Source organism: Blautia sp. BIOML-A1 (genome assembly GCF_009883055.1).
GTDB lineage: Bacteria > Bacillota > Clostridia > Lachnospirales > Lachnospiraceae > Blautia_A.
In genome coordinates this window covers 57,892-83,545 of the sequence record NZ_WWVR01000006.1, presented here as the reverse complement: position 1 = coordinate 83,545, position 25,654 = coordinate 57,892, and the positions used below count along the sequence as shown (strand labels likewise).

General features: G+C 43.6%; 24 protein-coding genes. 6 read left to right on the top strand and 18 right to left on the bottom strand.

What is annotated here, in order from left to right; genetic code table 11:
* The first annotated feature begins 15 nt into the window (after window positions 1–15).
* The 3 genes from GT674_RS04745 (at window position 16) to GT674_RS04735 (ending at window position 3,378) form a co-directional block, all read left to right on the top strand.
* Complete coding sequence (locus GT674_RS04745; protein ID WP_161284655.1) at window positions 16–1,128, top strand: DnaD domain protein; 1,113 nt, start codon at window positions 16–18, stop codon at window positions 1,126–1,128.
* A gap of 67 nt (window positions 1,129–1,195) precedes the next feature.
* The gene (locus GT674_RS04740) at window positions 1,196–2,188 is read left to right on the top strand and encodes an ATP-binding protein (RefSeq protein ID WP_161284654.1); all 993 of its coding nucleotides are present in this window, start codon (window positions 1,196–1,198) and stop codon (window positions 2,186–2,188) included.
* 2 nt (window positions 2,189–2,190) lie between these two features.
* Window positions 2,191–3,378: a ribose-phosphate pyrophosphokinase gene (locus tag GT674_RS04735; protein ID WP_161284653.1), complete on the top strand. Its 1,188-nt coding sequence runs from the start codon at window positions 2,191–2,193 to the stop codon at window positions 3,376–3,378.
* A gap of 86 nt (window positions 3,379–3,464) precedes the next feature.
* Here the strand turns inward: GT674_RS04735 and GT674_RS04730 are convergent, their stop codons facing one another.
* From GT674_RS04730 to GT674_RS04695, 8 genes are all read right to left on the bottom strand, one after another.
* Complete coding sequence (locus GT674_RS04730) at window positions 3,465–5,246, bottom strand: metallophosphoesterase family protein (protein WP_161284652.1); 1,782 nt, start codon at window positions 5,244–5,246, stop codon at window positions 3,465–3,467.
* A 14-nt stretch (window positions 5,247–5,260) separates the two neighbouring features.
* Window positions 5,261–6,652, bottom strand: coding sequence for an asparagine--tRNA ligase (asnS, locus tag GT674_RS04725; RefSeq protein ID WP_161284651.1), 1,392 nt, complete (start codon window positions 6,650–6,652; stop codon window positions 5,261–5,263).
* A gap of 103 nt (window positions 6,653–6,755) precedes the next feature.
* A complete protein-coding gene (locus GT674_RS04720) occupies window positions 6,756–9,089 on the bottom strand; it encodes a beta-propeller domain-containing protein (RefSeq protein WP_243149057.1) in 2,334 nt (777 codons plus the stop codon).
* A gap of 212 nt (window positions 9,090–9,301) precedes the next feature.
* Window positions 9,302–10,792, bottom strand: coding sequence for a UDP-glucose--hexose-1-phosphate uridylyltransferase (gene galT, locus GT674_RS04715; protein WP_161284650.1), 1,491 nt, complete (start codon window positions 10,790–10,792; stop codon window positions 9,302–9,304).
* Between the two features lie 98 nt (window positions 10,793–10,890).
* The gene (locus GT674_RS04710; RefSeq protein ID WP_161284649.1) at window positions 10,891–13,341 is read right to left on the bottom strand and encodes a hypothetical protein; all 2,451 of its coding nucleotides are present in this window, start codon (window positions 13,339–13,341) and stop codon (window positions 10,891–10,893) included.
* A complete protein-coding gene (locus tag GT674_RS04705) occupies window positions 13,338–14,519 on the bottom strand; it encodes a class I SAM-dependent methyltransferase (protein ID WP_161284648.1) in 1,182 nt (393 codons plus the stop codon). Before GT674_RS04705 ends, GT674_RS04710 begins: the two co-directional genes overlap by 4 nt.
* A 95-nt stretch (window positions 14,520–14,614) precedes the next feature.
* Window positions 14,615–15,004, bottom strand: a complete 390-nt coding sequence (locus tag GT674_RS04700; protein ID WP_161284647.1) for a hypothetical protein — start codon at window positions 15,002–15,004, stop codon at window positions 14,615–14,617.
* 85 nt (window positions 15,005–15,089) lie between these two features.
* On the bottom strand, window positions 15,090–15,794 hold the full coding sequence (locus GT674_RS04695; RefSeq protein WP_161284646.1) for a 5'-methylthioadenosine/adenosylhomocysteine nucleosidase: 705 nt from the start codon (window positions 15,792–15,794) through the stop codon (window positions 15,090–15,092).
* A 149-nt stretch (window positions 15,795–15,943) separates the two neighbouring features.
* Between GT674_RS04695 and GT674_RS04690 the strand changes: the two genes are divergently transcribed.
* Window positions 15,944–16,192 (top strand): TIGR03905 family TSCPD domain-containing protein, encoded by a 249-nt coding sequence (locus tag GT674_RS04690; RefSeq protein WP_161284645.1) that lies wholly within the window; start codon window positions 15,944–15,946, stop codon window positions 16,190–16,192.
* 30 nt (window positions 16,193–16,222) lie between these two features.
* On the opposite strand, the gene GT674_RS04685 is transcribed toward GT674_RS04690, so the two are convergent.
* The 4 genes from GT674_RS04685 to GT674_RS04670 all read right to left on the bottom strand — a co-directional run bounded on the left by GT674_RS04685 (window position 16,223) and on the right by GT674_RS04670 (window position 19,653).
* Window positions 16,223–17,839: an MBL fold metallo-hydrolase RNA specificity domain-containing protein gene (locus tag GT674_RS04685; protein ID WP_161284644.1), complete on the bottom strand. Its 1,617-nt coding sequence runs from the start codon at window positions 17,837–17,839 to the stop codon at window positions 16,223–16,225.
* Between the two features lie 346 nt (window positions 17,840–18,185).
* Entirely contained in the window at window positions 18,186–18,701 is a 516-nt protein-coding gene (locus tag GT674_RS04680; RefSeq protein WP_243149056.1) for a DUF6147 family protein, read from the bottom strand.
* 67 nt (window positions 18,702–18,768) lie between these two features.
* The gene (locus tag GT674_RS04675) at window positions 18,769–19,206 is read right to left on the bottom strand and encodes a DUF4367 domain-containing protein (protein WP_161284643.1); all 438 of its coding nucleotides are present in this window, start codon (window positions 19,204–19,206) and stop codon (window positions 18,769–18,771) included.
* Between the two features lie 138 nt (window positions 19,207–19,344).
* Complete coding sequence (locus tag GT674_RS04670; RefSeq protein ID WP_161284642.1) at window positions 19,345–19,653, bottom strand: hypothetical protein; 309 nt, start codon at window positions 19,651–19,653, stop codon at window positions 19,345–19,347.
* A 185-nt stretch (window positions 19,654–19,838) separates the two neighbouring features.
* Here GT674_RS04670 and GT674_RS04665 point away from each other — a divergent pair, with 185 nt between their 5' ends.
* A complete protein-coding gene (locus GT674_RS04665) occupies window positions 19,839–20,909 on the top strand; it encodes an undecaprenyldiphospho-muramoylpentapeptide beta-N-acetylglucosaminyltransferase (RefSeq protein ID WP_161284641.1) in 1,071 nt (356 codons plus the stop codon).
* Window positions 20,910–20,939: 30 nt separating this feature from the next.
* On the opposite strand, the gene GT674_RS04660 is transcribed toward GT674_RS04665, so the two are convergent.
* A complete protein-coding gene (locus GT674_RS04660) occupies window positions 20,940–21,473 on the bottom strand; it encodes an RNA polymerase sigma factor (RefSeq protein WP_161284640.1) in 534 nt (177 codons plus the stop codon).
* Window positions 21,474–21,497: 24 nt separating this feature from the next.
* Window positions 21,498–21,899, bottom strand: coding sequence for an HIT family protein (locus tag GT674_RS04655; protein ID WP_161284639.1), 402 nt, complete (start codon window positions 21,897–21,899; stop codon window positions 21,498–21,500).
* A gap of 127 nt (window positions 21,900–22,026) precedes the next feature.
* Between GT674_RS04655 and GT674_RS04650 the strand changes: the two genes are divergently transcribed.
* Complete coding sequence (locus tag GT674_RS04650; RefSeq protein ID WP_161284638.1) at window positions 22,027–22,764, top strand: sensor histidine kinase; 738 nt, start codon at window positions 22,027–22,029, stop codon at window positions 22,762–22,764.
* Here the strand turns inward: GT674_RS04650 and GT674_RS04645 are convergent.
* From GT674_RS04645 to GT674_RS04630, 4 genes are read right to left on the bottom strand one after another with little or no spacing between them, the layout of a single operon-like run.
* On the bottom strand, window positions 22,683–23,363 hold the full coding sequence (locus GT674_RS04645; RefSeq protein ID WP_330585468.1) for a rhomboid family intramembrane serine protease: 681 nt from the start codon (window positions 23,361–23,363) through the stop codon (window positions 22,683–22,685). The genes GT674_RS04650 and GT674_RS04645 overlap by 82 nt on opposite strands.
* A gap of 30 nt (window positions 23,364–23,393) precedes the next feature.
* The gene (locus tag GT674_RS04640; protein ID WP_161284637.1) at window positions 23,394–24,800 is read right to left on the bottom strand and encodes a DUF6382 domain-containing protein; all 1,407 of its coding nucleotides are present in this window, start codon (window positions 24,798–24,800) and stop codon (window positions 23,394–23,396) included.
* 3 nt (window positions 24,801–24,803) lie between these two features.
* Complete coding sequence (locus GT674_RS04635; protein ID WP_161284636.1) at window positions 24,804–25,241, bottom strand: TadE/TadG family type IV pilus assembly protein; 438 nt, start codon at window positions 25,239–25,241, stop codon at window positions 24,804–24,806.
* Entirely contained in the window at window positions 25,238–25,648 is a 411-nt protein-coding gene (locus GT674_RS04630) for a prepilin peptidase (protein ID WP_161284635.1), read from the bottom strand. The genes GT674_RS04635 and GT674_RS04630 overlap by 4 nt, the downstream gene beginning before the upstream one ends.
* Window positions 25,649–25,654 lie beyond the last annotated feature (6 nt).

Sequence of the window (25,654 nt, the reverse complement as noted above, 5' to 3'; positions counted from 1 at the left end):
AGTGAGCGATATTTCATGGCAACGATCACATTACAGAACTCCTCCCTTATGGAGGTCACGATTTTATCGAACACATTTATTGACAATTATATGCCGGAGGCAAATGGAGAGTTCGTCAAAGTATATATCTACCTTTTACGTTCACTCTCCAATGCTCCGGTTTCTTTCAGTCTGGAGCAGATGGCAGATCGTCTGCTGTGTACCGAGAGAGATATTCTCCGTGCACTGAAATACTGGGCAAAGCAGGAACTGATCGCCCTTGATTTCACAGACAGCAATAAACTCTGCGGTATCGTGCTGCTCTCTCCCGACGGACAGAAGCAGACAGTTTCTTCTGTTTCCGCCTCCCGGGAAACTGCTTCCGCAGCAGAACAGCCGGCAGTTTCACCAGCGTCAGCGTCAGTGTCAGTTTCCGCTCCTGAAACTTCCACAGACGAAGCCTCTGTTAAGCAGAAGCAGGAACTGACGCCTGACCGGATCCGTGAACTGAAACAGAATGAAGAGATCATTCAGATTCTTTACATTGCCGAACAGTATCTTGGCAAGACCCTGACTCCTACCGAAAGCCAGAAGCTGCTTTTCTTTTATGACGGACTGGGGCTGAGTGCAGATCTTATCGAGTATCTCCTTGAGTACTGCGTCAGTCATAATCATAAGAGCATCCGTTATATTGAGAAAGTTGCCATTGCCTGGGCAGAAAACGGAGTCACCACTGTTGAGCAGGCAAAACAATCCTGCTCCCGCTATAGCCGGGAATACTTCGCTATTCTTAAAGCACTGGGGATCACTAACCGTAATCCTGTTGAGACAGAGGTTACACTTATGGATACCTGGCTTAAAACCTACGGTTTTTCCATGGAGATCATTCAGGAGGCATGCAGCCGCACTGTACTCCAGACCGGCCAGGCGAGTTTCCAGTATACAGACAAGATTCTTGAGGGATGGAAGAAAAAAGAGGTCAGAACTCTCGATGATATCCGCTCTCTGGACAGTGAACATCAGAAACGCCGCCAGAACAAAAAAAATGCCAGGAAACCGGCCGCACCTGCTTCTAATAACCGTTTCAACAATTTTCAGCAGCGAGAGTATGATTTTGATGAATACGAAAAGCATCTGCTGAATCAATAGACAGAACGTAACTGTTCACTCCGTTCGCAGTAACGACAGTACTTATCTGATTTTCAAAGGAGATAACGTGGCTTTACAAAATTTTCAATATGATACCATCATGAGAGAATACAGCCGTCGTCAGTCTGAGGTACAGCGTGCCCTGGAGGAACGGCGCAGGGAAGCATATTCCAAAGTTCCAAGACTTTTGGAGATCGACCAGGAAGTGGCATCTTTGAGTGCCCGCAAGGCTCGTGCCCTGCTGCTCGGACAGCCTGCTTCGATCGAAGAACTGCGTCAGGAAGTCGCCGCACTTGCCAAAGAGCGGATCTCTCTTCTTAAGGCAAACGGCTTTCCTGCCGATTACCTGAGACCGCATTATTTCTGCCGCGAATGCCAGGATACCGGCTATACTGACGGACACCGCAAGTGTTCCTGTTTCAAAAAAGCCGAGATCGAGCTTCTTTATACACAGTCCAATCTCACAGAGATTCTCAAAAAAGAAAATTTTGAACACTTTTCTTTTGACTGGTATTCTGATACAATAAAAAATGAAGCAACAGGATTAACCGCCCGCCAGACAGCACAGCGGGCCTATGACACCGCCTGGAATTTTGTGCAGGACTTTGATTCCCGTTTCCAGAATCTGTTTTTTTACGGCAGCACCGGCGTCGGGAAAACCTTTCTTTCCCACTGCATCGCCAATGCACTTCTGGAAAGTTCTCACTGCGTTTTGTATTTTTCTGCGTTTGACCTGTTTGACAGCATGGCTCAGACGGCTTTTTCCAGAAAATCCGAGACAGCTCCGGGCGAGAATTTCATCCTTGACTGTGATCTGTTGATCATTGATGATCTGGGCACAGAGCTTACCAACAGCTTTGTATCCTCTCAGTTATTTTTATGCATCAACGAGCGTATTGCTCGACGTAAATCAACGGTCATTTCAACCAATCTGACACTGGAGGATTTTTCATCCACCTATTCCGAGAGAACTTTTTCCCGGATTGCAAGTAACTATCAGATGGTAAAGCTAATCGGCAAAGACATCCGAATACAGAAAATATTTTTAGGAGGAAAATAAAGATGGCACAGTTAAACAACAAGGAGCTGACTACACTTCCGGTGGGAAGACTGGGACTCATCCCTCTGGAAAGTTGTCGCCCCCTTGGCGAAAAGGTCAATGAATGGCTTGTAAAATGGAGAAACGAAAGAGAACATGAAGAGATGAGATCTTTCGCATTTGAAGGATATCAGCGCGATTCCTATATTGTCAACGCCAAAACGCCTCGTTTTGGTTCCGGTGAAGGTAAAGGTGAGGTCAACGAATCTGTTCGTGGTGATGATATCTATCTTATGGTGGATGTAACAAACTACAGCCTGACCTACCGCATCAGCGGATTCACTAACCTGATGTCACCAGATGACCACTTCCAGGATCTGAAGCGTGTGATTGCAGCTATCGGCGGTAAGGCACGCCGTATCAACGTTATCATGCCATACCTTTATGAGAGCCGCCAGAGCAAGCGTACCGGCCGTGAATCCCTGGACTGTGCTTCTGCACTTCAGGAACTGACCGGCATGGGCGTAGAAAATATCATCACCTTTGATGCACACGATGCCCGTGTACAGAACGCTACGCCTCTTCACGGTTTTGAGACCATCCAGCCTGCTTACCAGTTTATCAAGGCTCTTCTCAAACATGAGGAAGGACTCCATATCGACAACGAACATTTCATGATCATCAGCCCGGATGAGGGAAGCATGAGAAGAGCGATCTATCTTGCCAACGTCCTTGGTGTGGACATGGGTATGTACTACAGACGACTGGATTACACACGCAAGGTAAACGGACGTCACCCGATCGCCGCTTACGAATTCCTCGGACCAAAGCTTGAAGGCAAGGATGTCATCCTTATTGACGACATGATCTCCTCCGGCTACAGTATTCTTGAGATTGCATCTCTGCTTAAGAAACGTGGTGCAGGAAGAATCTACATCTGTTCAACCTTCGGTTTCTTCACAGATGGCCTTGAGAAATTTGATGATGCGGCAAGAAACGGAATTTTTGATAAGCTTCTTACTACCAACCTTATCTATCAGACTCCGGAACTCCTGGCAAAACCATACTATATCAGCTGTGATATGAGTAAATACATCGCACTGATCATTGACACTCTGAATCATGATATGTCTATCAGTCATCTGTTGAACCCTGCTGACCGAATCAAACGCTGTGTTGCAAATTATATGGCTCAGAGTGAAGAAAAATAATTACCGCTTATTTTTCTCTGCTATAAAGTAAAAAACTCCCCACAAAAAAGACGCATAAAACATCTTTCCTGTGGGGAGTTTTATTGTTATGCTCCTGCTTCATCCTGCCGCTCATTCGACTGTTTCTTATCAGCAAGCTCCTGAATCACAGACATTGCCAGATTCAGGGAATCTATTTCTATCTCCTCTGCAATCGGAAGATATGTATAATCCTCAATTTCCTGATATTCTTCCATACGGTTTGACAGAAGCGTTTCTTTTTCTCTGATCTCGTCATCGAGATTCTCTTTGCCTGTCTGCAGGCGGTCATGCCGGTCAAGGAACCTCTTCTTGACTCTCCTGCACTTCTCAAGTTCACGGATCGTTTTCATGTAGAAAAACATCTCCAGAAGGAAAAGACAGATTCCTCCGGCTGCAGTTACAGCTGCCAGCATAGTTTCTTTAAAATGAATTCCAAAAATCAACGCACCTGCCAGGAACAGGATAATCGTCATACAGATTCCTGCGTTCTGTATCTGATTCTTACGCTCAAGGGTATGGATATGTTCCTCTGTCAGTCCTTCTCCATGAACTCCCTCCAGTTTTCGAAGAGAATCCTCCTTTACACGCATCTCCGTTCTCTGCTCTTCCAGTTCATGGATTTCTCTGTTCAGCTGTTCAATGGAACGACGTAGCTTTTGTTTTTCTGCAAGATCTTCTTTATTGCGACGCTCCACCTGCACCTGATATCCCTTACGTGACATCTTGAGCATCTGCAGGATCCGTCCAAGGTCTTTCTGCTGTGCATCCTGCATCACTCTTCCATTTACAAGAACAGATGCATTCAAAAGTGCCTGAAGGCCATGATACAGTGCCTTCCCCTCTGCCACAGGTCTGTGTCCAGGGTCTTTGAATCTTTCAATGTAATCACCGATCAGGGTTCCTCTGTACTGTTCCTTCAATTTCTCGATATCATATGCCGGACGGGATTCATCCAGAACCTCCACAATGTTTCCCATTGTTTTGAGACGTTCTGCCAGAAGAAGGCTTCCCGGAGAACGCGTTCCCTGTATGATAACATGGTATATATTCTTTCCACCGCGCTTCATGATCTCATTACGCAGCATTTCTTCCAGAGTATACTGTGTGACACCCTCTTTGACCGTCAGATAAAGGTTCTGATAAGAACGAGAAGCAAATGGTACAAAACGTGTTCTGACGGTACCCTGATCATAGGTTCCTTCTATATAACCATGTTCTCCCAGATCATTTCTGTCAACAGGCTCCAGCGCACCCGGATACAGGCACCAGTCCTTAAACAGATTCTGATGCTGATGTCGGTGCCCCAGTGCAATATAGTCAAATCCACCCTCTGCCAGTTTACGGGAATCCAATGGTATATGCTGCTCATCTCCTCCATGAGCCATCAGAACATGAAATCCTCTTTTGTCAGATTTTTTCCAGTCATCATACAGTGCTTCATGAATCTCCCGATGTTCATAGCTCAGTCCATATACATAGATATTTTGATCCGGAATTTCAATGCAGGTTCGATTTTCTTCCTTAAAAAAGGATACATTCTGATTCCATTGAAAGGTCCGATAAAAAGAATTTTCCCTGATGTAGTCATTGTCTCCTGCCATAAGAAAAATTCTGGTATTCGGAATCGTGGCAAAAAGGTCATTTATCTCTCTCAGCTCACTCAAAAGCGGCTGTCGGTGAAAGAGATCTCCGGCTATAAATAGCAAATCCACCGGGCTTTTGCGTATTGCTGCAATTACCCGGCGGAATGTTTCCCAGATTTCTTCTTCCCGCTCGCGACTCCACGGACAGCCTCTGTCAGGCACTGCTCCAAGGTGTACATCTGCAAGATGAATAAATCTTATCATTTAATTATTACTCCTTATAAATCACAATTATTTACAGTTCTCGGGAACGGAATCACATCACGAATGTTGCCCATTCCTGTCAGATACATTACACAACGCTCAAATCCAAGGCCATATCCGGAATGACGGGTAGAACCATATTTGCGAAGATCCATATAGAACTGATACTCCTCAGCTTTGAGTCCAAGCTCTTCCATACGGGTTCTGAGTTTCTCATAGTCGTCCTCTCTCTGGCTTCCTCCGATGATCTCACCGATTCCCGGAACGAGGCAGTCCATAGCAGCAACTGTCTTGCCGTCTTCGTTCTGCTTCATGTAGAAGGCCTTGATCTCCTTCGGATAATCTGTAACGAATACCGGTTTCTTAAAGATCTGCTCTGTCAGATAACGCTCATGCTCTGTCTGGAGATCGCATCCCCAGAATACCTTATAATCAAATTTGTCGTTGTTTTTCTCCAGAATCTCGATTGCTTCTGTGTAAGTTACGTGTCCGAATTCTGAGTTTACCACATGGTTCAGACGATCCAGAAGACCCTTGTCAACGAAGGAGTTGAAGAAATTCATTTCCTCCGGAGCATTCTCAAGTACATAACGGATCACATATTTGAGCATTTCCTCTGCAAGATCCATGTTGTCATTCAAATCTGCGAATGCACACTCCGGCTCGATCATCCAGAACTCAGCTGCATGACGTGTGGTATTGGAATTTTCTGCACGGAAAGTCGGTCCAAATGTATAAATATTGCGGAATGCCTGTGCATAGGTCTCACCATTGAGCTGTCCGCTTACGGTAAGGTTTGTCTCTTTGCCGAAGAAATCCTGGCTGTAATCTACGGTACCATCCTCGTTCAGAGGCGGGTTCTTCATATCCAGTGTAGTTACCTGGAACATCTCACCTGCACCCTCACAGTCGCTTCCTGTGATCAGTGGTGTGTGTACATAGACAAATCCCTTCTCCTGGAAGAATTTGTGAATCGCATAAGCACACAGAGAACGTACACGGAATACTGCCTGGAAGGTGTTGGTTCTCGGTCTTAAATGTGTCATGGTTCTTAAGTATTCCAGAGTGTGGCGTTTCTTCTGAAGCGGATAATCCGGAGCAGATGCACCCTCTACCTGTACTTCCTCTGCCTGAATCTCAAACGGCTGCTTTGCCTCCGGTGTCGGAACCAGAGTTCCCTTAACGATGATGGCTGCACCGACATTTAATTTACTGATCTCAGCAAAGTTTGCCATTGTATCATGATATACAATCTGAAGTGTCTCAAAATAGCTTCCATCATGAAGGACAATAAATCCAAATGCCTTGGAACCACGGACGCTGCGAACCCAGCCTCCTACTGTCACTTCCTGATTCATATATTCTTCTCTGTTCTTGTAAATTTCTCTTACAGTTGTAAGCTTCATAATCTGTTACCTCTCTGTTTTTTTCAATTCTCATCCAATTGATTTCTAGTATAGACTATTCACCAGATTACTGCAAGAAGTAAATACGAGAGATCACGGGTTTTTATTTCCATGCAAGCATATTCTGAAGTTTATATCCGTCTGTCATATCATAAGAACTGATTCCATTCTCTGTGACAAGATAAAAAGTATCACTGATATAAACACCTCGCAGAGATCGGTACTCACTGGTACTGAGCGTATCATCAAACAGTCCGCTCAGTGCAGGATTCAGATATGCATCCGGCTCAAATCCCTCCTCCTCACTGTAGGAAAGCAGTCCGTAATAATACTGTTTATCTGTATCATAATAATCTCCTGCAGCGGAGTTTTTATACATTCCATATGCAAAACCAAACAGATTCCTGCCCGGTGATACAAGGATTGCACGATAATTCGAGAGTGCGTCGCAGACAGACACATTTTTGAGAACGATTCTGTCTATTTCTTTTACATCCGAAGGATCTGAGATATCAAACATAGAACATTTCAGCCCTTCTGTGCTGCCTGTATCCGGATCTGTCTCCCATCCAATGCCAAGCAGTCTGTTTTCCCCATAGAAATGCAGGTACTCAGAGAAACCTGTGATCTTGAGTTCACCGAGAATTTTGGGATTTTCCGGATCAGAGAGATCAGCGGAAAACAGCGGATCTGTATTCTCATATGTGACAAAATATCCTGTTTTTCCCATAAAACGAGCCGATTTAATCTCCTCATTTTCTGCAAGATTTTCAATCTTTCCAACGGTTTTCATATCTTTATCAAGGACGTAAAGGCCGTTCGTCCTGTGATATTCACTGTAGTCCTTGTTCCATCCTGCTGTTGTTGTCACTACCCGGAGATGTCCGTCATATTCATCCATAGAGAAATTATTATTAAGTTCTCCGGAAACGGAACCTGTACCTCCCTCTGTAAACACTCCGTCCTCATAACCGATGCGGATAATTTCTGTCTGCAGACTGCTGTCGTCCGATATATTCCAGCCGGGAACCGCAGAATAAATATTGTTTTCACTTACATAAAAAGTATCCGCACCACTGATAACTGCCATGCTGTCTGAAACCTGATCTGGCTTCTCGTCCGCCACAGAAGAAACCACCAGATAATTTTTGCCATTGTAGGTATAATCCGTTGTATCTTCCGGCACCGGCAGATAGATGTGATCATACGCTATATAATCATCACCAATTCTTGGAATATACTTCACTTTTGCATCTGCACCTTCCGTGGTATCCGGTGCATATGAGGTGAACAGATAGAGATTGTTTCCGTTTCTTCTGGATGAGAGATAGCTTCCATCCTGCTGGCAGCTTCCAGTCTTCTTCGGATTCTCACGATCAGAAAGATCATAAGTATCAACGGAAACCGTCGTCACCGGTACACTGTAGCTGGCACGTACCGCGTCATCCGAAGAAAGCTTTACCGTTCCCCTGTATGTGATATAAGTCTCCTGCTGATGGATTACCTGAAGGCTGTCACCATTCAGATACATCTCCATATAATCCGCATTTCTGTCACCGGTAATCTCACTGACCAGTTTCATGGAAGCAGCCTCAACAATACGAATCTCTCCTTTGCTGTCCATTGCATAAATATAAGTTCCATCTGTCTTGACAATATCTGCCTCGTCCACATTTTCTTCCTGTGTATTGGTAGAAGAATGATCAACGGCATCCATTTCGTCATATGTGTATCCAGGATCCATATTTCCGGTATCTTTGGAAGCCTCATTAGCAGCTACAGAACCTGTTGTACTGTCACTGACTGCCTCTGCATCATATTCCACAAGATCGCCATCTGTGGATAGGATCCGTGCACCATCAGAAGCAGACCAGTCTGAATTCTCACTCTGCCATTTATGCAGAATATTATACAGAGATTCATAACTCTCAATATGTGCAAGACCGGCAACCGGAGGTATCTCCTTCTTCTCTGATGCTGTACCTTCTGTGCTTTCTGTGCTTTCTTCACCTGCATCCTGCTTCAAAGAAGTATCTTCTGAAGTATCTTCTGAAGTATCTTTTGGCTCTGTCATATTCTGCGGAGATGCTGTCTCTTCGTTTTCCTTTTCGGCAGGGCTTTCTGTTTTTGTATCTGCACTGTCCTTCTCTGCTTTCTCTGTCTGTTTTTTTGCCTCTGTCCCCCGGTTTATAAGCATTGGTGTCACACCAAACGCCACCGCGCCGACCACAATAACCGCCACTGCTGCCGCTATCGTTTTCTTATGCTTCATTATTTGGTGTTCCGGCTCTGTATTCTCCGTTGGTGGTTCTTTTCGTATCGAGCTTTTCCACTCCGGAATTTCTTCTTCATGAGAGTTATTCACCGGAGGCTTTTCCTCTGTGTGCTGCTCTGTGGATTTCTTCCGTATGTTTTTCCACTTCCTGTCTTCTGCCATTTATTCTGCTCCTTTCTGATATATTTCCCTTATATGATACGTTTACTCTGTTTCATTTATTTTACCATATCTTTCCTGCCCGTCTGTAAAATTTGTTACGAACAAAGTATTATTTCCAGACAAAAAGGACTCCGGCCTGTTCTAAGCCGAAGTCCCTCTTTCTAAGATCATTTGTAACTGTTCAATATCCTCACAGTTATGATCATTTATTATTATAATGTTTCAATGAATCGCATAAATGCATCTCTGCCTTCCTGTGTGCATTTGTATACACCTGCATCTTCAAGAACATGTGTAAAGACAATTCCTACTTCTTTCTGAAGGATTTCATGGATATTGTCCTTGTTGATATCCTTGTACTTCGGCAAAAATTCTGCTGCCCAGGCAGCATGTTTCTCAATCTTTTCGTTGGAAGCGATATCCCTGCCCTCAAGAATATATTCTTCCAGAAGTTCCAGTTCTTCTTTCAGTCTTGCCGGAAGAACCGCAAGTCCCATAACCTCGATCAGACCAATGTTTTCTTTCTTGATATGATGATACTGTGCATGCGGATGATAAACGCCAAGCGGATGCTCGCTGGTTGTGATATTGTTTCTCAGTGTAAGATCAAGCTCATACATATCACCGACTTTACGTGCGATCGGCGTGATTGTGTTGTGTGGTTCTCCATCTGTCTCTGCAAAGATAAATGCCGCCTCGTCTGTGTATCCTCTCCATACCTCCAGTACATGAGCTGCCAGATCTACCAGACGGTCTGAATCTTTGTGGCGGATACGAAGTACAGATAATGGCCATTTAACGATTCCTGCCTCCACGTCTTCAAATCCCGGAATGGTCACATGCTTCTCGATCGGTGCTTTTGCCATAGCAAACGTATAATGTCCGCCCTGGAAGTGATCATGACTCAGAATAGAACCTCCAACGATTGGAAGATCTGCGTTGGAACCAAGGAAATAATGTGGAAAGAGCTTTACAAAATCAAACAGCTTGATAAATGTATTTCTCTCAATCTTCATTGGAGTATGCTTACTGTTAAATACGATGCAGTGTTCATTGTAATATACATACGGCGAATACTGGAATCCCCATGGTGTGTCATTGACAGTGATCGGAATGATTCTGTGATTCTGTCTTGCTGGATGATTGACACGACCTGCATATCCTTCGTTTTCCGGACAGAGAAGACATTTCGGATAGCTGCTTGTCCTTGCATTCTTGGCCGCAGCGATCGCTTTAGGATCTTTTTCCGGTTTGGAAAGATTAATGGTAATATCGATATCTCCGTACGGACTTTCTACTTTCCATTTCTGGTCTTTTTTTACTCGATAACGGCGGATATAGTTACTGTCCTGACTCAGTTTATAGAAATAATCTGTGGCCTCCTCCGGGTTTTTCTCATACTTATCCCAGAATTCCTTCTGAACCTGTGCCGGGCGCGGCATCAGGCAGTTCATCAGTCTTGTATCAAAAAGATCACGGTAGACAACGCTGTCTTCTGTCAGATTCCTCTTTACCGCTTCATCCAGAAGCTCATTCAGAGTTTCTTCCAGATCTACATCAGTCGGTTTTTCTTCCGGCTCTGTAAATTCATCCTCGTGAAAAACATCAAGAAGAAGATTGATCGTGTAACTGCGCTCACACTCCGGTGTGAGTCCTGATTCAATTCCATACTGCACAAGTTTTGCAATACTGTTACTTAACATATGGTTGTCCCCCTGTCATTTTATATTTTTTTATAACTGTTCAGTACTCTCACAGTTACTACCTTCTGAACAGCTACATTTTTCGTATGACTTTCCGTTTATTTTTGCTCAAGATAAGTGATAAACATATTTCCCGCATTCTTGAACAACGCAGTACTGTCGTTCATTCCATACGGCTTCACCTCTCCTGTAGACGGATCAAGTAAATAAGTATTGTACTGATCATATCCGACGATCACAACACTGGAATCTGATCCTGTTCTGGCTATCACAGCACGCTGTGCGCTTACCTCATAGAGTACATTTTCCAGAGAACATCCGGTCAGATCAATAACTTTGGCACTGTCACCCAGACCATTCTGAAGATTCTGAACATCCAGAGACGCGGTACGGATGATCTCCGGAATATCTGTTGTGTTCAAGGTGATCTGTGTCTTCATATTTCCGCGCTCCCAGACATACTGCTGTGCACGGTTCAGTACAACTCCTGTCTGTTTATCAGCACGCTGAACTGCCTTTGCCGGATCGGTCCAGACGCTGTCCAGTCCACCTCCTGCATATACATAATAGACTTCCTCGACCGAGCTCTTGTCCACCTGAATATCTACTACCTTTTCTCCTGCGTTCCTTACCTTGGCATAAAGGATAAGAGGTTCCTCCGAAGACGGTGAATCTTCAGAGGTAAGCCGCACTATAACCCCCTGACGGCTTGAACTTGTCTGTTCCACACTGGTCTTATCTGTCGCAGCAGTGCTGTTATTCATAATATTGTCTTTTTTGACACCTTTATAAATATCACCGGACTTCTGCACAAGAGTAAATTCCATCAGAGTAGTACCAACGGTCACTCCTGCTACATACAACCCATCCTGATGATACTCTTTTTTTACTGTACCGTCAAAACCTTCTATCCTGAACGTAGTGATTCCGTCAATCATATATCCGGTTGCGTTCGGCAGTGTGTCGCCGTCCAGAACGATTCCATAAATCAGATCCTCATTCATGAAACCAAGAAGATCCAGTTTCTGAGATGCTTCCGGAACAATTCTGCGTCTTTCCATCGTGTCAAAATCAATAAACTCAATCTGTCCGGCATAATCTCCGCTTTCAGATTTCCATGCCGCATGTGCATTCGTAACAGAAACACCAAAATCATCACTGTCAATATGATCTGCCAGAACTTCATAGGTATTTTCATCAATATTGATCTGATAAAGATTTCCTGCGATCATGATAAACAGCTGTCCGCTCTGATTTACATAAGACAGAGTTCCAAGGTCTTCCTGCAGAAACTCAAAGGACTCTGTGCATGGAATAAATACCTGTTCTTCTATTGCGCCCTGATCATTGTTATAATGATAAATTCCAACACCACTGTAACCTTCATGTGCACCACGATTCATGTAGCCATAAACCATAAAGTCCACATCTCCATTGTTCTCCACACTCAGAAGCTTAATATCATGCTCAACTCTCGCATCCCGAAAATCACTCTCTGTATCCTTGCGGAATGTAAATATTTCTACAAACTTACCTGTATCCGGTACATAACTCCAGATATCTCCATTCTGCGTAAACGCTGTCACGCTTCCGTCTTCATTTGTAAGATAATCTACATCTTTGCTTCGAACTCCCAGAAGAAGTCCACTGTTGCTGATCACAGAAAGAGATGGATCAAAAACCTCGGATGCAGACCGCTTAAAATCAAGCAGTCGGATTCTTGTCTCGTCATAACGCATTCTGTAAAAATCTGTCACAAGATAGTACTCTGTATTTCCATTTTCATTCTGTGCAGATATTTCATATTCTATAGAAATGCTCGCAGTCGTTTCATTGATATCCTTGATGACCGGAATCCCTGCTTTGGACAACTGCGGATTTAAATTTCCCCAGCTGATATCTGCCAGTGGAGAGTTGATATTTAATCCGGCGAAATTTCTGCTGGAAGCACTGTCGGATGTCTCCAGATAAGCAGCCAGATTGTCCGCCTGTGTCTTGTCCAGACTCATCTGCACAAAATCATCTGCAAATTTCGCATACTGTTCTGTATAAGTAGCTGATCTTGAAACCACTCTCGTATAATAATAGGCATCGCCATGATTGGTTGAAAGTGTGATCTGGAGAGAATACTCCTGATTCATCAGAAGTCCGGATGAAATTTCTATTTCTGTTCTCAGGTATCCGTCAGAACCCGTATCCAGACTTTTGATCGTGCGGTTCTCCATAACCTTGCTTCCGTCAGAAGTTCGGATTTCATAGGAAAGATTCCTGACCTTCGTATCATATGGATTTACCACAAGTGTTAATTTCTTTGTTGTATCCAGAGGTGTCACACTGTCCCTGACAAAATCTGCCTCCATCGGTTGTCTGTATCCGTACATACGGTTTGTGAGAACATCTCCAAACTGTACCATTACCTCCGGCAAAACAGCATCATTCATGTCCGAGCGGTCATCGGTTGTCTCATTATTCATAAGAAATGCGGTTCCGGCCACTCCCAGGATAAACACAACAAGAAGGACCAAAAACCTTTTGAAAAAATTTTTCATGGTTCTGGTACTCCTTTCTCCCGCTCAAGTCCCTGCGGATAAAGCAGCCTCTCCAGTGTCAGATCTGCATGTAGTGCTTCTGTCATTCTGGAAAGTTCATCTGCTGACTTCTTCTTTCCGGTTTTGACCGCACGGATCATAAGATTCTTCGGTGTATGCTCCATATCGATAAACTCAAGGATCTGCGTGCGATATCCCCTGGATTCCAGAAGTTCTGCACGGATTCCGTCAGTCAGAAGTGCAGACAGACGTTCCTTAAGTATTCCATAACTGAGTACTGGTTTTAACAGCTCATTCTGTATTTTATCATTTAGTTCATGCTGGCAGCACGGTACAGAAAGAATAACCTCTGCCCCCCATTCAACTGCCTTTGCAAGTGCATAATCCGTTGCCCTGTCACACGCATGCAAAGTCACAACCATATCTACCTTCTGAACCCCATCATAGTCCGCAATATCGCCCTGCAGGAAATGCAGCTTCTCATAACCGTATTTCTGAGCAAGTCTGCTACATTTACTAATCACATCTGTCTTGAGATCCAGACCAATGATGTTCACATCATATCCCTTAAGTTCTCTCAGATAATAATACATGGCAAACGTAAGATAAGATTTACCGCAGCCAAAATCCAGAATGGTGATCTCCCGCTCCCTTGAAAGTGCCGGAAGTATATCCTCAATAAATTCCAGAAAACGATTGATCTGTTTAAATTTATCATAAGAGGACTGATGCACCTTACCCTGCTCACTCATGACTCCAAGATCCACCAGAAACGGAACCGGTATTCCCTCTTGGAGAATATACTGTTTCACTCTGTTGTGAGCCATGATTTTCACCGGCTCCATCGGCGGATGCTGCTTTGTTTTCATAGTCTGCCTGCCTTTTTTGCTGATCAGAACAGACGCATCTCTATGCTGGCCCTGAATCTGAAGCTGGGAAAAACCATTCTCAAGACAATCCCTGACATAAATGATAACCTCTTCCAGAGTATAGTTCTTGTGAATTGCCTTCTGACCGACTGCTGCCGTAGCCTGATAGCAGACAGTACCTCTGATCTCCACAGGACGTATACGCACCTTTGACGGAATGTCATCACCTTTTTGCCTCTGTCCACTCAAAACCGCCAACATCATTTCCTGGTCAAACTGTTCCTCCAAAAATTCCTGTAATGTTTTCATATTTTATTATAAATTCTTTCTATTCTGTATGCTCCATAACTGTTACTGTTCACAATACCACTTCAGACCGAATACACATAAAAGTCTCCATTTCATCACTTGTAAAAGTGAATGTCTTCCCGGCTGAGATAATATCTGTGCCGTCTGCATCGTCTTCGACATATCTCCTGGCAGAGCAGAACCTGGATAAGCTCATCGAGAAATCCGTCCGGGACACCCTGAGCCTTCATTTCACTCTCCACCTGTGCACGAATCTGCCGACATAACTGATGCAGCATAAATTTATCCGGGTATTCATCATAGAGTCTGCTTCCCTCATAGTCCAGAAGCCGACATTCTTTTTCTACTTTTTCCCGGATCCTGTCTGCCGCCTCTGGATAATAGGACTGCATCAGTGCAAACTCCTGTTCCTGTATCTGCTCCCCGCCATAAAAAACGGGATTGGCATACGCTGTATAGAATGGAAAAAATCTGTCATCGTACATAAATTTCTCCTGTTTTTCCCATCATCTATAATAGTCTATGCCCCGCAGTCTATAGTGTGCAATTTCGGCTGAAAATCTGGCAATATCAATCCTTAATCTGGTTCAGGATACGAAGTGTCATCTTTACGCAATGTTCCACTGCCAATGCCTCAAATGTCGGATAATCTACCTCTGCACTTCCGTCCGCCTTGTCAGAAATCGCACGCACTACAATGAACGGAACATTGTTAAGGTAGGCAGCCTGTGCGATTGCTGCACCTTCCATCTCTACTGCACAGGCGTCAAAGTTCTTTATAATCTCATCCTTGACACCCTGATCTGCTACAAACTGATCTCCGGAGGCAATGCGTCCCTCATAAACTTCAATGTCAGGATTTACATCTCTGCATGCCTGTACTGCCAGCTTACGCAGATTCTCATCACTTCTGAATGAAAAAGCTTCCATCTGCGGAATCTGTCCCACCGGATATCCAAATGCAACTGCATTCATATCATGATGTACAAGATCTGTTGAGATCACAAGATCCCCAATGTTAATATCTGCATTCAGACTTCCTGCAATACCGGTATTGATCACAGCCTCTGCCTCAAATTCATCGATCAGAATCTGTGTACACACTGCCGCATTTACCTTTCCAATACCAGAACGTACTACAACTACATTTTTGCCTTCAAGAGTTCCTGCATAAAATTCCATGGAAGCCCTGCGTGTAATCTCGACATTTTCCATGCGTGCTTTAAGCTTCTCAACTTCTACTTCCATTGCTCCGATAATTCCAATACGTCTCATAATATGTGTTCTCCTCTATATAAAAGATAAAATAAAAAATTTTCATAGTTAAAATCGTTTCAACTTTCATTATAACAAAAGTTCAGATTATATGGAAACCTTTTTTACTTTCTGTTATAATATTAAAAATAACTAAGGAGGAATTTTTTATGGTATATAAGACATCTGGCGTCTGTGCCAGCGCTATTTCTTTTGATATCGACGATGCCGGCAAGATCCGCGATGTGAAATTCCAGGGTGGATGCTCCGGAAATACACAGGGTGTTGCCCGCCTGGTAGAGGGCATGGATGCCAAAGAAGCAATCAGCCGACTGGAAGGAATCCGTTGTGGTTTCAAGCCAACTTCCTGTCCGGATCAGCTTGCAAAAGCATTAAAACAGAAATTAGGAGAGGCATAAAGCCTCTCCTAATTTATTAAGAAATAAATCTCAGATATCATTTCTGTCCCACTTATCACACAGCGACTGAATATCTCTGGTAAAACGATCCAGATCCTTGTTTGGAATGCCTTCGTTTTTGCGGATAACAGACATAAGTCTCTGTCCCATCGCAACCAGCTTCTGGAATGCCCTTGCCGCTTTGGTTGCCTTCGGAGATACAGAAGCTTTCGTAATGCGGATACCCTGAGCTTCATAAATACAGCTGTTCGCCCTGAGATCATAGATCGTGCCGCTGAAAGGAGCCATGGAATCCAGTCCCAGTTCTTCATTCAGACGACGGGCAAAAATCTCCGTCACCTCGTCATCCCCGTGAGTTACAAATACTTTCTTCGGTTTTCCCCCGAAAGCTTTGATCCAGTCTATCAGACCATTCACATCCGCATGACCACTGATTCCCGGCATCTGACAGATTTCTGCACTCACATGAACGGTTTCTCCAAAGAGCTTCACATCCTCAGCTCCCTCGATCAGAGATCTTCCAAGCGTTCCGATTGCCTGATATCCCACAAAAAGTATCGTATTCTTCTCATTCCATAAGTTATGTTTCAGATGATGCTTGATTCGACCTGCATCACACATACCGCTGGCAGAAATGATCACCTTGCAGTCTTCATCATAGTTGATGGCCCTGGAGTCATCACTTGTGATCGATGTACGAAGTCCTGGAAACATCAGCGGGTTGATTCCCTTCTGTACCAGTGCGATTGCTTCCTCATCAAAACAGTCATACTGATGCTCATTAAAAATCGTTGTCGCTTCATTTGCCAGAGGACTGTCAACATAAACCTTAAAGTTATCATGCCCTTTGATACGATTTTCTTCCTTGATCTGGCGGATAAAATACAGCATTTCCTGTGTACGGCCGACTGCAAAGGAAGGAATTATGACATTTCCACCCCTGTCAAAGGTTCTCTGTATCACTTCCGAAAGAATCGCAACATAATCCGGGCGTTCTCCGTGGCTTCTGTCACCATAGGTAGACTCCATCACAACATAATCCGCATCATGAAGATAAGTCGGATCTTTGATCAGAGGCTGATGGAGATTTCCGATATCACCGGAAAAAACAATCTTTTTTTCTTCTCCGTCTTCCTGAATCGTCAGCTCAATGCTGGCAGACCCCAGAAGATGCCCCGCATCTACAAATCGTACAGAAATTCCCGGTGCCGGAGTGATTATTTTTTCATAGGGGCATGGTACAAAATTCTGTATAACGCCCATGGCATCTTCCATTGTATAAGCAGGCACAAATTCCGGTTTACCCTGCCGGCGTCCCTTACGGTTACGCCATTCCGCCTCGAACATCTGAATATGTGCACTGTCTCGAAGCATAATATCACAGAGATGGCAGGTCGCCTGCGTTGCATAGATCGGTCCCATAAAGCCCTTCGCATAAACAGCCGGCAGGTTTCCGGAATGATCCATGTGTGCATGTGTCAGAAGTGCAAAATCCAGATCCCCCGGATTGACCGGAATCTCCTGATTCTGATAGTAGTCCGGTCCCTGTTCCATGCCACAGTCTACCAGAAACTTCTTTCCTGCTGCTTCCAGATAATAACAGCTGCCAGTAACTTCGTGTGTCGCCCCAATAAAGGTAATCTTCATATGAGAACCCCCTTTTTCTGACAATTTTGCTAATACATTTTAGTTGTAATTATTATACACGATACAGCAGCTTTTTAACAGTCTCCACACACAAAAACGAGATGAAATTTTTATAAATTCCATCCCGTTTCTGTGTGTGTTGTGTGTGTATATTGTTTTTATCGAGTCGAATATTTTCCCATATATTCTCGACGACTGCAAGCACTTCGCGCCAGTTGAAAGGTAACGGATGTTTACTACGGCTTATTTTATGTTTCTGTCATCCCCCTGGAACGCACCCATGCTTCGCTATTCAGTTGTAATGGTACTGCTTAATATTTTTCTTTTTCTACTGTCGGCAGAAAGATTATTTCACCATGATGCCACTTGTTAATGTGGATGTGGATTCTTTCAGGCCTCCGTTACTTGCCGCATGGTAGCCGCGTACCCGGTAATAAGTACCGCTTGGAACTGCAACATCAAGAGTTTTGCTTAAACTTGTCACATTGGATGCATTGAATTTCCAGTATTTATACGTATAGTAACTTCCATCTAACTTTCGTTCCAGATACAAATATAAATATACTTTACTGCATTTCTTGTGACACTGCGTTAACCCATAAATAGCAATCTCATTACTGGCCACCTTCTGGATTTTAATATGACCCGAGTTTAAGTTTGTACCTCGGAGCATACTATAACTGGTGTCTTCTGAAAAATCTTCCGTTGTCTCTTCAGCGGTAATTTCATTCGCGCCTGCTTTCTCATCCAAAATCGCATCTATCAGACTGTCAGACTGTGCAAATACCGGCTGAGAGCCACATGTCATAAGTAACCCGGCCGTCATACCAGCTGCCAGTATTCGTTTCCACTTCTTTGCCATTCTCACTTCCCTTCTGTCGTAAACAACCCTTACACTATTAATACGACGAAAAAAAGCAAAAATCACGCTAGAATTCCATATTTTTTATAATTTTTTTCAGTTCTGCCTTTTCTATCCTGCCGGAAATCCTATATAGAGTATCATTTGCTTTCCATTCTGCAATATAACACGATTCTTCATCATCCTCAAATTGAACTTTTTCAACAGATATTTCTATATTATCTTTTGTTATCTTCTGACTTTCCCGATCATCTCCATGTGCACTGTTAATATTACTGGATGTGTCTTTTGCTTCTTTATTAATATAGAAAAAAATAACATCACTGCCATACTGATATTCTATTTTAGCAATTTCTGTTAATTCAGAAATTTCATATGACAAAAACCGAAAATGCGGCGGCCTGTAATAAAACCGCGGCATTTCTATCCCCAGTTTCTCTTCTATATCGGCAATTGCCTTATCCTCATCTATATTTACTCTCTCATTTTCCTCATCATTGTCCACAACCGTCTTCGTATCATCTCCACTCCAGATCCTCATACTATTCACCAGATACCTCCGGTTCGCCTCACTGGTCATGCTCGCAGCAAATATACATGCCAAAGCAACCGCCGCCATCCCCACGACTTTTCCAAGCTGATGCTACCTGACTCCTGTTTTTCTGCTTTTGATCTCAATGATTTTTGAATCTGAAGCTTCATGCTCTGCATTTTCCTTTTTTTCTCTCTCAAACCGACGCAGCAGTTCCTGATAAGAATCCTTGACTTCTTCATCTGTGAACACCAGATTTTCTACATCTTTGTCCGCAAAAAGTGCTTCTTCTATCTGCTTTTCTCTCTCTATAAATTCTTCCCTGAGTATCTTCTGAAACATTTCATCATCTATATCATCCCGCAGATCCGGGTTATTTCCCAATGCGTTTTTTTTGTTATTTTCAAACTCTTTTTTCATAAGTAATTCTCCAGCCAATGGGATATCCTGATAAATCGTTTCTGTAAACGGAATTACTGAGTAGTTACTTATCGTAACTGTTCACAGCAACTACTTATCCTCTTATACTGTATCTTTCCTTGACAATTCTGCCCTTGTGGTTCATAGTTATTGATAATAAAAAAGATTTTTCAGGAGGGATTCCCATGAAGCATATTATTCTTACCGGCGGTGGTACTGCCGGACATGTCACCCCAAACATAGCTCTGATCCCGGCACTTAAAGAGGCTGGATATCAGATATCTTATATCGGTTCCTATAATGGAATCGAACGTAAACTGATTGAAGAACTCGGAATTCCGTATTACGGGATTTCTTCAGGTAAACTGAGACGTTACTTTGACCCTAAGAACTTCTCCGATCCGTTCCGTGTTCTCAAAGGATTTCATGAAGCCAAAAAGCTTCTCAAACAACTGAAACCCGATGTTGTATTTTCAAAGGGAGGTTTCGTTACCGTCCCTGTTGTTATCGCTGCAAAGCGTTGTAAAATCCCAGCAATCATCCACGAGTCTGATATGACTCCCGGACTTGCCAACAAACTGTGTATTCCATCCGCTGTCAAAGTGTGCTGTAACTTTCCTGAAACAGTCAGCTCTCTGCCAAAGGACAAGGCTGTTCTCACCGGAACACCAATCCGTCAGGAATTGCTAAACGGTAATAAAGAAGCCGGCCGTCAGTTCTGTGGTTTCACTGCTGATAAACCAGTCCTTATGATCATCGGTGGAAGTCTTGGTGCTGCCTCGGTTAATGACCATGTCCGCAAGATCCTTCCAGAACTTCTGAAGGATTTCCAGGTGATCCATCTGTGCGGTAAGGGAAAAATGGACGAAAAACTGACCGGTACTGCCGGATATGTTCAATACGAATATATCAAAGACGAACTGCCGGATCTCTTTGCCCTGGCAGACGTTGTAATCTCCCGTGCAGGAGCTAATGCAATCTGTGAGATCAGTGCCCTCCACAAACCAAATCTCCTGATCCCGCTGTCCGCCAATGCAAGCCGCGGTGACCAGATCCTGAATGCCCGTTCCTTCGAAAAACAGGGATACAGCATGGTTCTTGAAGAGGAGGAGATTACCGATCAGAAGCTTCTTGATACCATTCATCAGCTTTATGATAACCGTCATTCCTTCGAAGAAGCCATGGCAAAAAGCAAACAGATGGATTCTATCCATCACATCGTTTCTCTTATTGAAGGATGTGTCCCATCAAAATAAACGACAGATATTTTACGCAGACTGCCCACTTTAGGGTTGTCTGCGTATTTTTTTAAGTTTCTCTTTCATCCACGCCTTCGACCTGAAGTTACGATTATTAACCGCATTTCTGCTGATTCCATACTCCTTCGCTACCACATCCGGTGGTTCTCCATAAACCTGTGTCCTGAGCAGGATTTCGTAACTTACAGGATTCTCTCTCCGGAGCATCTCCAGCGCACGATTCCTGTCCGCCTTATCTTCTAATTCGAGGATAACAGCTTCCGGATTAGCCTTCTCGTCTATAATCTCCTCGCCGTTATCCTCATCGTCAATAATACACATTTCATGTCTGTTACAGGAACGTTTCAGATAATCAAGACATACCTTTCTGGTTTTATTATGAACCTTGGCTCTTAAACATTCTTCATCAGAATAATCCAGTTTGTCCTCTTCTTTCAGAAAGTACATAAATACCTCCTGTGCAATATCCTTGGATATGTTCTTTTCCTTTACGATCCTGTAGGCAATGTTTGCTGAGAATTCAAAGAAAGTATCATAGAAATCTGTAAAATTCTCAACCATATCTTTTGCATCATCCTGACATTTTTATTTTACTTTTGCCAGAATTTCCTCTTTCTCTTCATCTGTCAGTTTTCCCGGTTTCCAGGTAATTCCGACATTATCTCCCTCGTATCTTGGAATCAGATGCATATGAAAATGAAATACGGTCTGACCTGCGATTTCTCCGTTATTCTGTACAATATTAAAACCATCACAGTTCAGTCCGTCTCTGAGTCTGGCTGCCATATGTTTTGCAAGAATCATTGCCTTTCCTGCTGTTTCGTCCGGAAGTTCATAAATATCAGCTGCGTGAGCCTTCGGAAGAATCAGGGCATGTCCCTTGCTTGCCGGTCCCAGATCCAGGATCACCCGGAAATCTTCGTCCTCATATAAAGTAGCTGACGGAATCTCTCCATTTGCGATTTTACAAAAAATACAATTTTCCATGATCAATTTCTCCTTTATTTTATAGTGTTTTCTAGCTCTATTGTGACGTATTTTGACGATTTTTTCAATACGAAATTTGTTGCCGCCTGCATTTTACAATGCTACACTTGACATGAGGTGACAGATTATGAAAGAAAAAATCGATTCCGCAAAACATACAGAACAAATTAAAATCCTGTTTTCCAGGTTTTCGCATGAACTGAGAAATCCACTGGCACTTCTCTCCAGTGAACTGCAGCTTCTCGCTTCCTCCCACCCTCAACTCTCCAACGATGAACAGTGGGAAAACATACTCGAAAATCTGGAATATATCCATGCACTGCTGGATGACATGTCGCGATACCAGAATGCAGGACAGCTTTCTCTTGTTTTAACTGACTTAAGTCCCTGCTTAAACGAAATATCAAGGTCTTTTCGCCCTGTTCTGAAATATCTGGAAATCGAATTTAAAACGGACATCCCCGATAATCTCCCACAATTATCTCTGGATCCCCTGAAAATCCGACAGGTATTTCTAAATCTTCTTCGCAACGCTCAGGAATCCATCAGCCATACACATGGAAGCATCTGTTTTCGTGCCGAATCCACTGCTCAATATGTACATATTTCTGTTCAGGATAACGGATGCGGCATGACCCCATCTCAAAAATCGCGGATATTTGAACCTTTCATAACCTATAAGTCCGGCGGCACAGGCCTCGGACTTTCTGTCGCCAGACAGATTATTGAAGCACATCACGGTTTCATAAAAGTTGAAAGTGCTCCCGGTATCGGAAGCACTTTTCATGTATATATTCCTCTGGATCCTGAAGGATGCCAGAACAGGACTGCCAGTACAAAACCTGTAAGCAGACCACCTATATGAGCGGCATTGTCCACGCCTGAACTGGTGAAGCCAAAATAGAGGGAAAATGCTGCCATCACCAGGATCTGTCTCATGGACAGATCACCCAGCCATCCTTTATTTCGAATCACTATATAGATCATGGCACCCATTACTGCAAAAACTGCACCGGACGCACCGGCAGATACAGAAAACTCCTGCGTCTTTAATTCCAGAAGCAATGATACCACGTTTCCTGCTATTCCGCCCAGCAGATAGATCAGAAGGAAACGTATTTTGCCGATCACCCGTTCCAGACGGCTGCCAAGCACAAACAATACCATCATATTATTGACAAGATGTTCAATTCCAAAATGAAGAAACATAGAAGTAAACAGACGATAGACCTCTCCATTTTGTATGATATATGGCGTATAAGCAGCTCCATATTCCAGTACATGCCAGGCATCCTGAGATGTCCCGGTAAACTCTACTGCAATAAAGACCAGAACATTGATCAGGATCAATGCCATCGTTGCAGGTTCTTTTCGGATCTCTTCCAAATTCTTCACTCCATTCTGTAACATTCCAAGACTCAACATTTTATGTTGTTCCGTATATTCTAACAGATGGATCTCCATATAGCAAGAACTCCATAGCCCGGCATATTTCTATTTTATGAACACATATCTCGCTTCTGCAAAATCTACTTCATCTTCATCCTGAAGCTGATACTCTTCATTTGCCCTGAGCAATCTTCCATTTACAGAAGTTCCGTTTCTGGAATTCAGGTCAGCCAGAAAATAGCCTTCCTCCTCTTTACGTATCCGGGCATGGACACGGCTTACAGTAGCCCGTGGGATTACTGCATCTGCCGCATTTTCCAGTTTTCCTATAACAGTAAGGTCCTGTTCCAGAAAAATTGTTGCAAGTTCACCAGGCTCTCTGCTTACCAGGCTGGCAGGCCCTTTGACCGAGCCGGAGGATAACAGCATCGTTTCACCATAATTCTCTTCTTCTCTCTTTTCGCTTCCTGTATAAAGGTTTTTCCCGAATCCAAAGCTTTCATCTGACGATTCAGATTTATGATATTCATGTGGTTTTGTATCCTGGCTCACGTTCTTACAACTGCTCTGAAAATTCTCGAGTTTCTCAGATTTTCCGGCAATTTCCTTTTTGACTTTCTGTCTCCATTCCAGAGTTTCATTCTTTTTTTTCTGGTTTTTCTTACTGAGCCAGGAGCCCAAAGCCCCAATCCCCAACAAAACAATTGCTGCCAGCAGCACAGCTTCTATCGGAACTTCCGGAAGATATCCAAGATAACACGCTACAGCAACGCCCAGCAGAAGAAACACTCCCAGAGCGCAGCCTCCAATCCACAGAAGTCTGCCGTCTATTGTTTTTCTTTTGTTTTTTTCCTTTTTTTCTGCCTTTTTTTCACCGGGATCCAGTACTTTTTCTTCCGGCAGCACCAGGCATTCCAGAGGCGCTTCCACAGGCTTTGTTTCTTCATCTCTTCTCTCGGATGTCTCCGGCACATTCCGATAAATGATTTCTTTGATCATTTCCAGACAGATGCCATTTTCCAGTGCCTTTCGATAAATACCATATCCCATTGTCACTGCAGATGCTTCTTCGTGATCAAGCTTTGGAAGAAAATATTCTGTCATCTCCCGAAACTGTTCACTGATTGTTTTGGGCTCACCCGGAAGACAGCAGAAATACATCTTCTGCTTCTCAACATCCAGATACATATATTCCGGCGAAAGCAGAAGCTGATCCGGATTCAGAAGAAACTCCATCATCTCTTCCATAATCTTTACAACTCCGCCAAAGATAAGTCGGATATCAGAAACCTGAAGTTTCTTCTGTTCATAGAATGAAGCCAGTGACTGTCTTGAAGTAATATCATAATAAAACAGGAAATTTCCATCCAGTCCCTGAATACGACATTTCAGAATAGAAGGCACTGCATTTCCTGTCAGCATCCTCACCTGATAAGAAGAAGTGTCTACCGGATTTTCTCCATGCAGGATCAGATAATTATGGCTCATATCACGTTTATATTCCGCATACATTTTTTATTCTCCCATCTCTTCTATTACTTCAGACGCTGCTTTGATCTTCCGGATCCATGCCGCCGGACGGATGATCAAAGAACTTCCTTCTGCCATAAGTTCCCATTTCAGACCACCAAATCCGGAAATGGTATCAGCAGTATAAGTCACCTTGATCTTTTTTCCGCCCTGCACCTGTCCTGTCAGATTTTCCGCTCCAAAAAAGCCAACATTTCCAAGCTCTCTGCATCTGCTCTCTGCCGCCTGCTCTGCCTGTCCGTCTTTTCTTATTCCTTCCATGCTTCCGGTGAGCGCCGATTCACAGGCAGCAGCCGTCAGCCATGCCCGGTTATGTACAAAAAAGGTCAGATATAAAACACCCATCAATACCAGAAGTACCAGTGACATTACACAGGCCGCCTCGATCGTAAAGCTTCCCTTTCTTAAATATTCTCTTTTCATAGCAACACAGCTCCTATATATCCTGCCAGCAGAAACGGAACCAGCGGTATCTCTGTTTTTCTGCTCTTTCCAAACACTGCAAGAAGAACACCTGACCATCCTGCCGCAAAAAACAGACCCATACAGAGCATCTGAACATAGATTTCGGTACTCAAAAGCGTTCCCAGCGCAGCCAGTATCCAGCCATCTCCAACTCCGACTGTTCCACGACTCAAAAATCCGGCTGCAAGAAACATCATTCCAATTCCCGCCGGAATCAGTATATCTCCAATTGGTCTGCCTGTAAAAATACTGTACATAATCCCGCTTATCCCATAGATTCCTGCCAGCACCAATGAAATCTCTCTTGACCTGAAATCCAGCCAGCTGTTTGCCGCCAGAAAAAGTACTGTATATAGTTCTTTCAAAATATT

What these genes read in the sequence shown, in the direction of transcription:
- GT674_RS04745 (WP_161284655.1), top strand. Translation starts at nt 16, where the DNA reads ATGGCAACGATCACATTACAGAACTCCTCCCTTATGGAGGTCACGATT.
- GT674_RS04735 (WP_161284653.1), top strand. Translation starts at nt 2,191, where the DNA reads ATGGCACAGTTAAACAACAAGGAGCTGACTACACTTCCGGTGGGAAGA.
- GT674_RS04730 (WP_161284652.1), bottom strand. Translation starts at nt 5,246, where the DNA reads ATGATAAGATTTATTCATCTTGCAGATGTACACCTTGGAGCAGTGCCT.
- asnS (WP_161284651.1), bottom strand. Translation starts at nt 6,652, where the DNA reads ATGAAGCTTACAACTGTAAGAGAAATTTACAAGAACAGAGAAGAATAT.
- GT674_RS04720 (WP_243149057.1), bottom strand. Translation starts at nt 9,089, where the DNA reads ATGGCAGAAGACAGGAAGTGGAAAAACATACGGAAGAAATCCACAGAG.
- galT (WP_161284650.1), bottom strand. Translation starts at nt 10,792, where the DNA reads ATGTTAAGTAACAGTATTGCAAAACTTGTGCAGTATGGAATTGAATCA.
- GT674_RS04710 (WP_161284649.1), bottom strand. Translation starts at nt 13,341, where the DNA reads ATGAAAAATTTTTTCAAAAGGTTTTTGGTCCTTCTTGTTGTGTTTATC.
- GT674_RS04705 (WP_161284648.1), bottom strand. Translation starts at nt 14,519, where the DNA reads ATGAAAACATTACAGGAATTTTTGGAGGAACAGTTTGACCAGGAAATG.
- GT674_RS04700 (WP_161284647.1), bottom strand. Translation starts at nt 15,004, where the DNA reads ATGTACGATGACAGATTTTTTCCATTCTATACAGCGTATGCCAATCCC.
- GT674_RS04695 (WP_161284646.1), bottom strand. Translation starts at nt 15,794, where the DNA reads ATGAGACGTATTGGAATTATCGGAGCAATGGAAGTAGAAGTTGAGAAG.
- GT674_RS04690 (WP_161284645.1), top strand. Translation starts at nt 15,944, where the DNA reads ATGGTATATAAGACATCTGGCGTCTGTGCCAGCGCTATTTCTTTTGAT.
- GT674_RS04685 (WP_161284644.1), bottom strand. Translation starts at nt 17,839, where the DNA reads ATGAAGATTACCTTTATTGGGGCGACACACGAAGTTACTGGCAGCTGT.
- GT674_RS04680 (WP_243149056.1), bottom strand. Translation starts at nt 18,701, where the DNA reads ATGGCAAAGAAGTGGAAACGAATACTGGCAGCTGGTATGACGGCCGGG.
- GT674_RS04670 (WP_161284642.1), bottom strand. Translation starts at nt 19,653, where the DNA reads ATGAAAAAAGAGTTTGAAAATAACAAAAAAAACGCATTGGGAAATAAC.
- GT674_RS04665 (WP_161284641.1), top strand. Translation starts at nt 19,839, where the DNA reads ATGAAGCATATTATTCTTACCGGCGGTGGTACTGCCGGACATGTCACC.
- GT674_RS04660 (WP_161284640.1), bottom strand. Translation starts at nt 21,473, where the DNA reads ATGGTTGAGAATTTTACAGATTTCTATGATACTTTCTTTGAATTCTCA.
- GT674_RS04655 (WP_161284639.1), bottom strand. Translation starts at nt 21,899, where the DNA reads ATGGAAAATTGTATTTTTTGTAAAATCGCAAATGGAGAGATTCCGTCA.
- GT674_RS04650 (WP_161284638.1), top strand. Translation starts at nt 22,027, where the DNA reads ATGAAAGAAAAAATCGATTCCGCAAAACATACAGAACAAATTAAAATC.
- GT674_RS04645 (WP_330585468.1), bottom strand. Translation starts at nt 23,363, where the DNA reads ATGGAGATCCATCTGTTAGAATATACGGAACAACATAAAATGTTGAGT.
- GT674_RS04640 (WP_161284637.1), bottom strand. Translation starts at nt 24,800, where the DNA reads ATGTATGCGGAATATAAACGTGATATGAGCCATAATTATCTGATCCTG.
- GT674_RS04635 (WP_161284636.1), bottom strand. Translation starts at nt 25,241, where the DNA reads ATGAAAAGAGAATATTTAAGAAAGGGAAGCTTTACGATCGAGGCGGCC.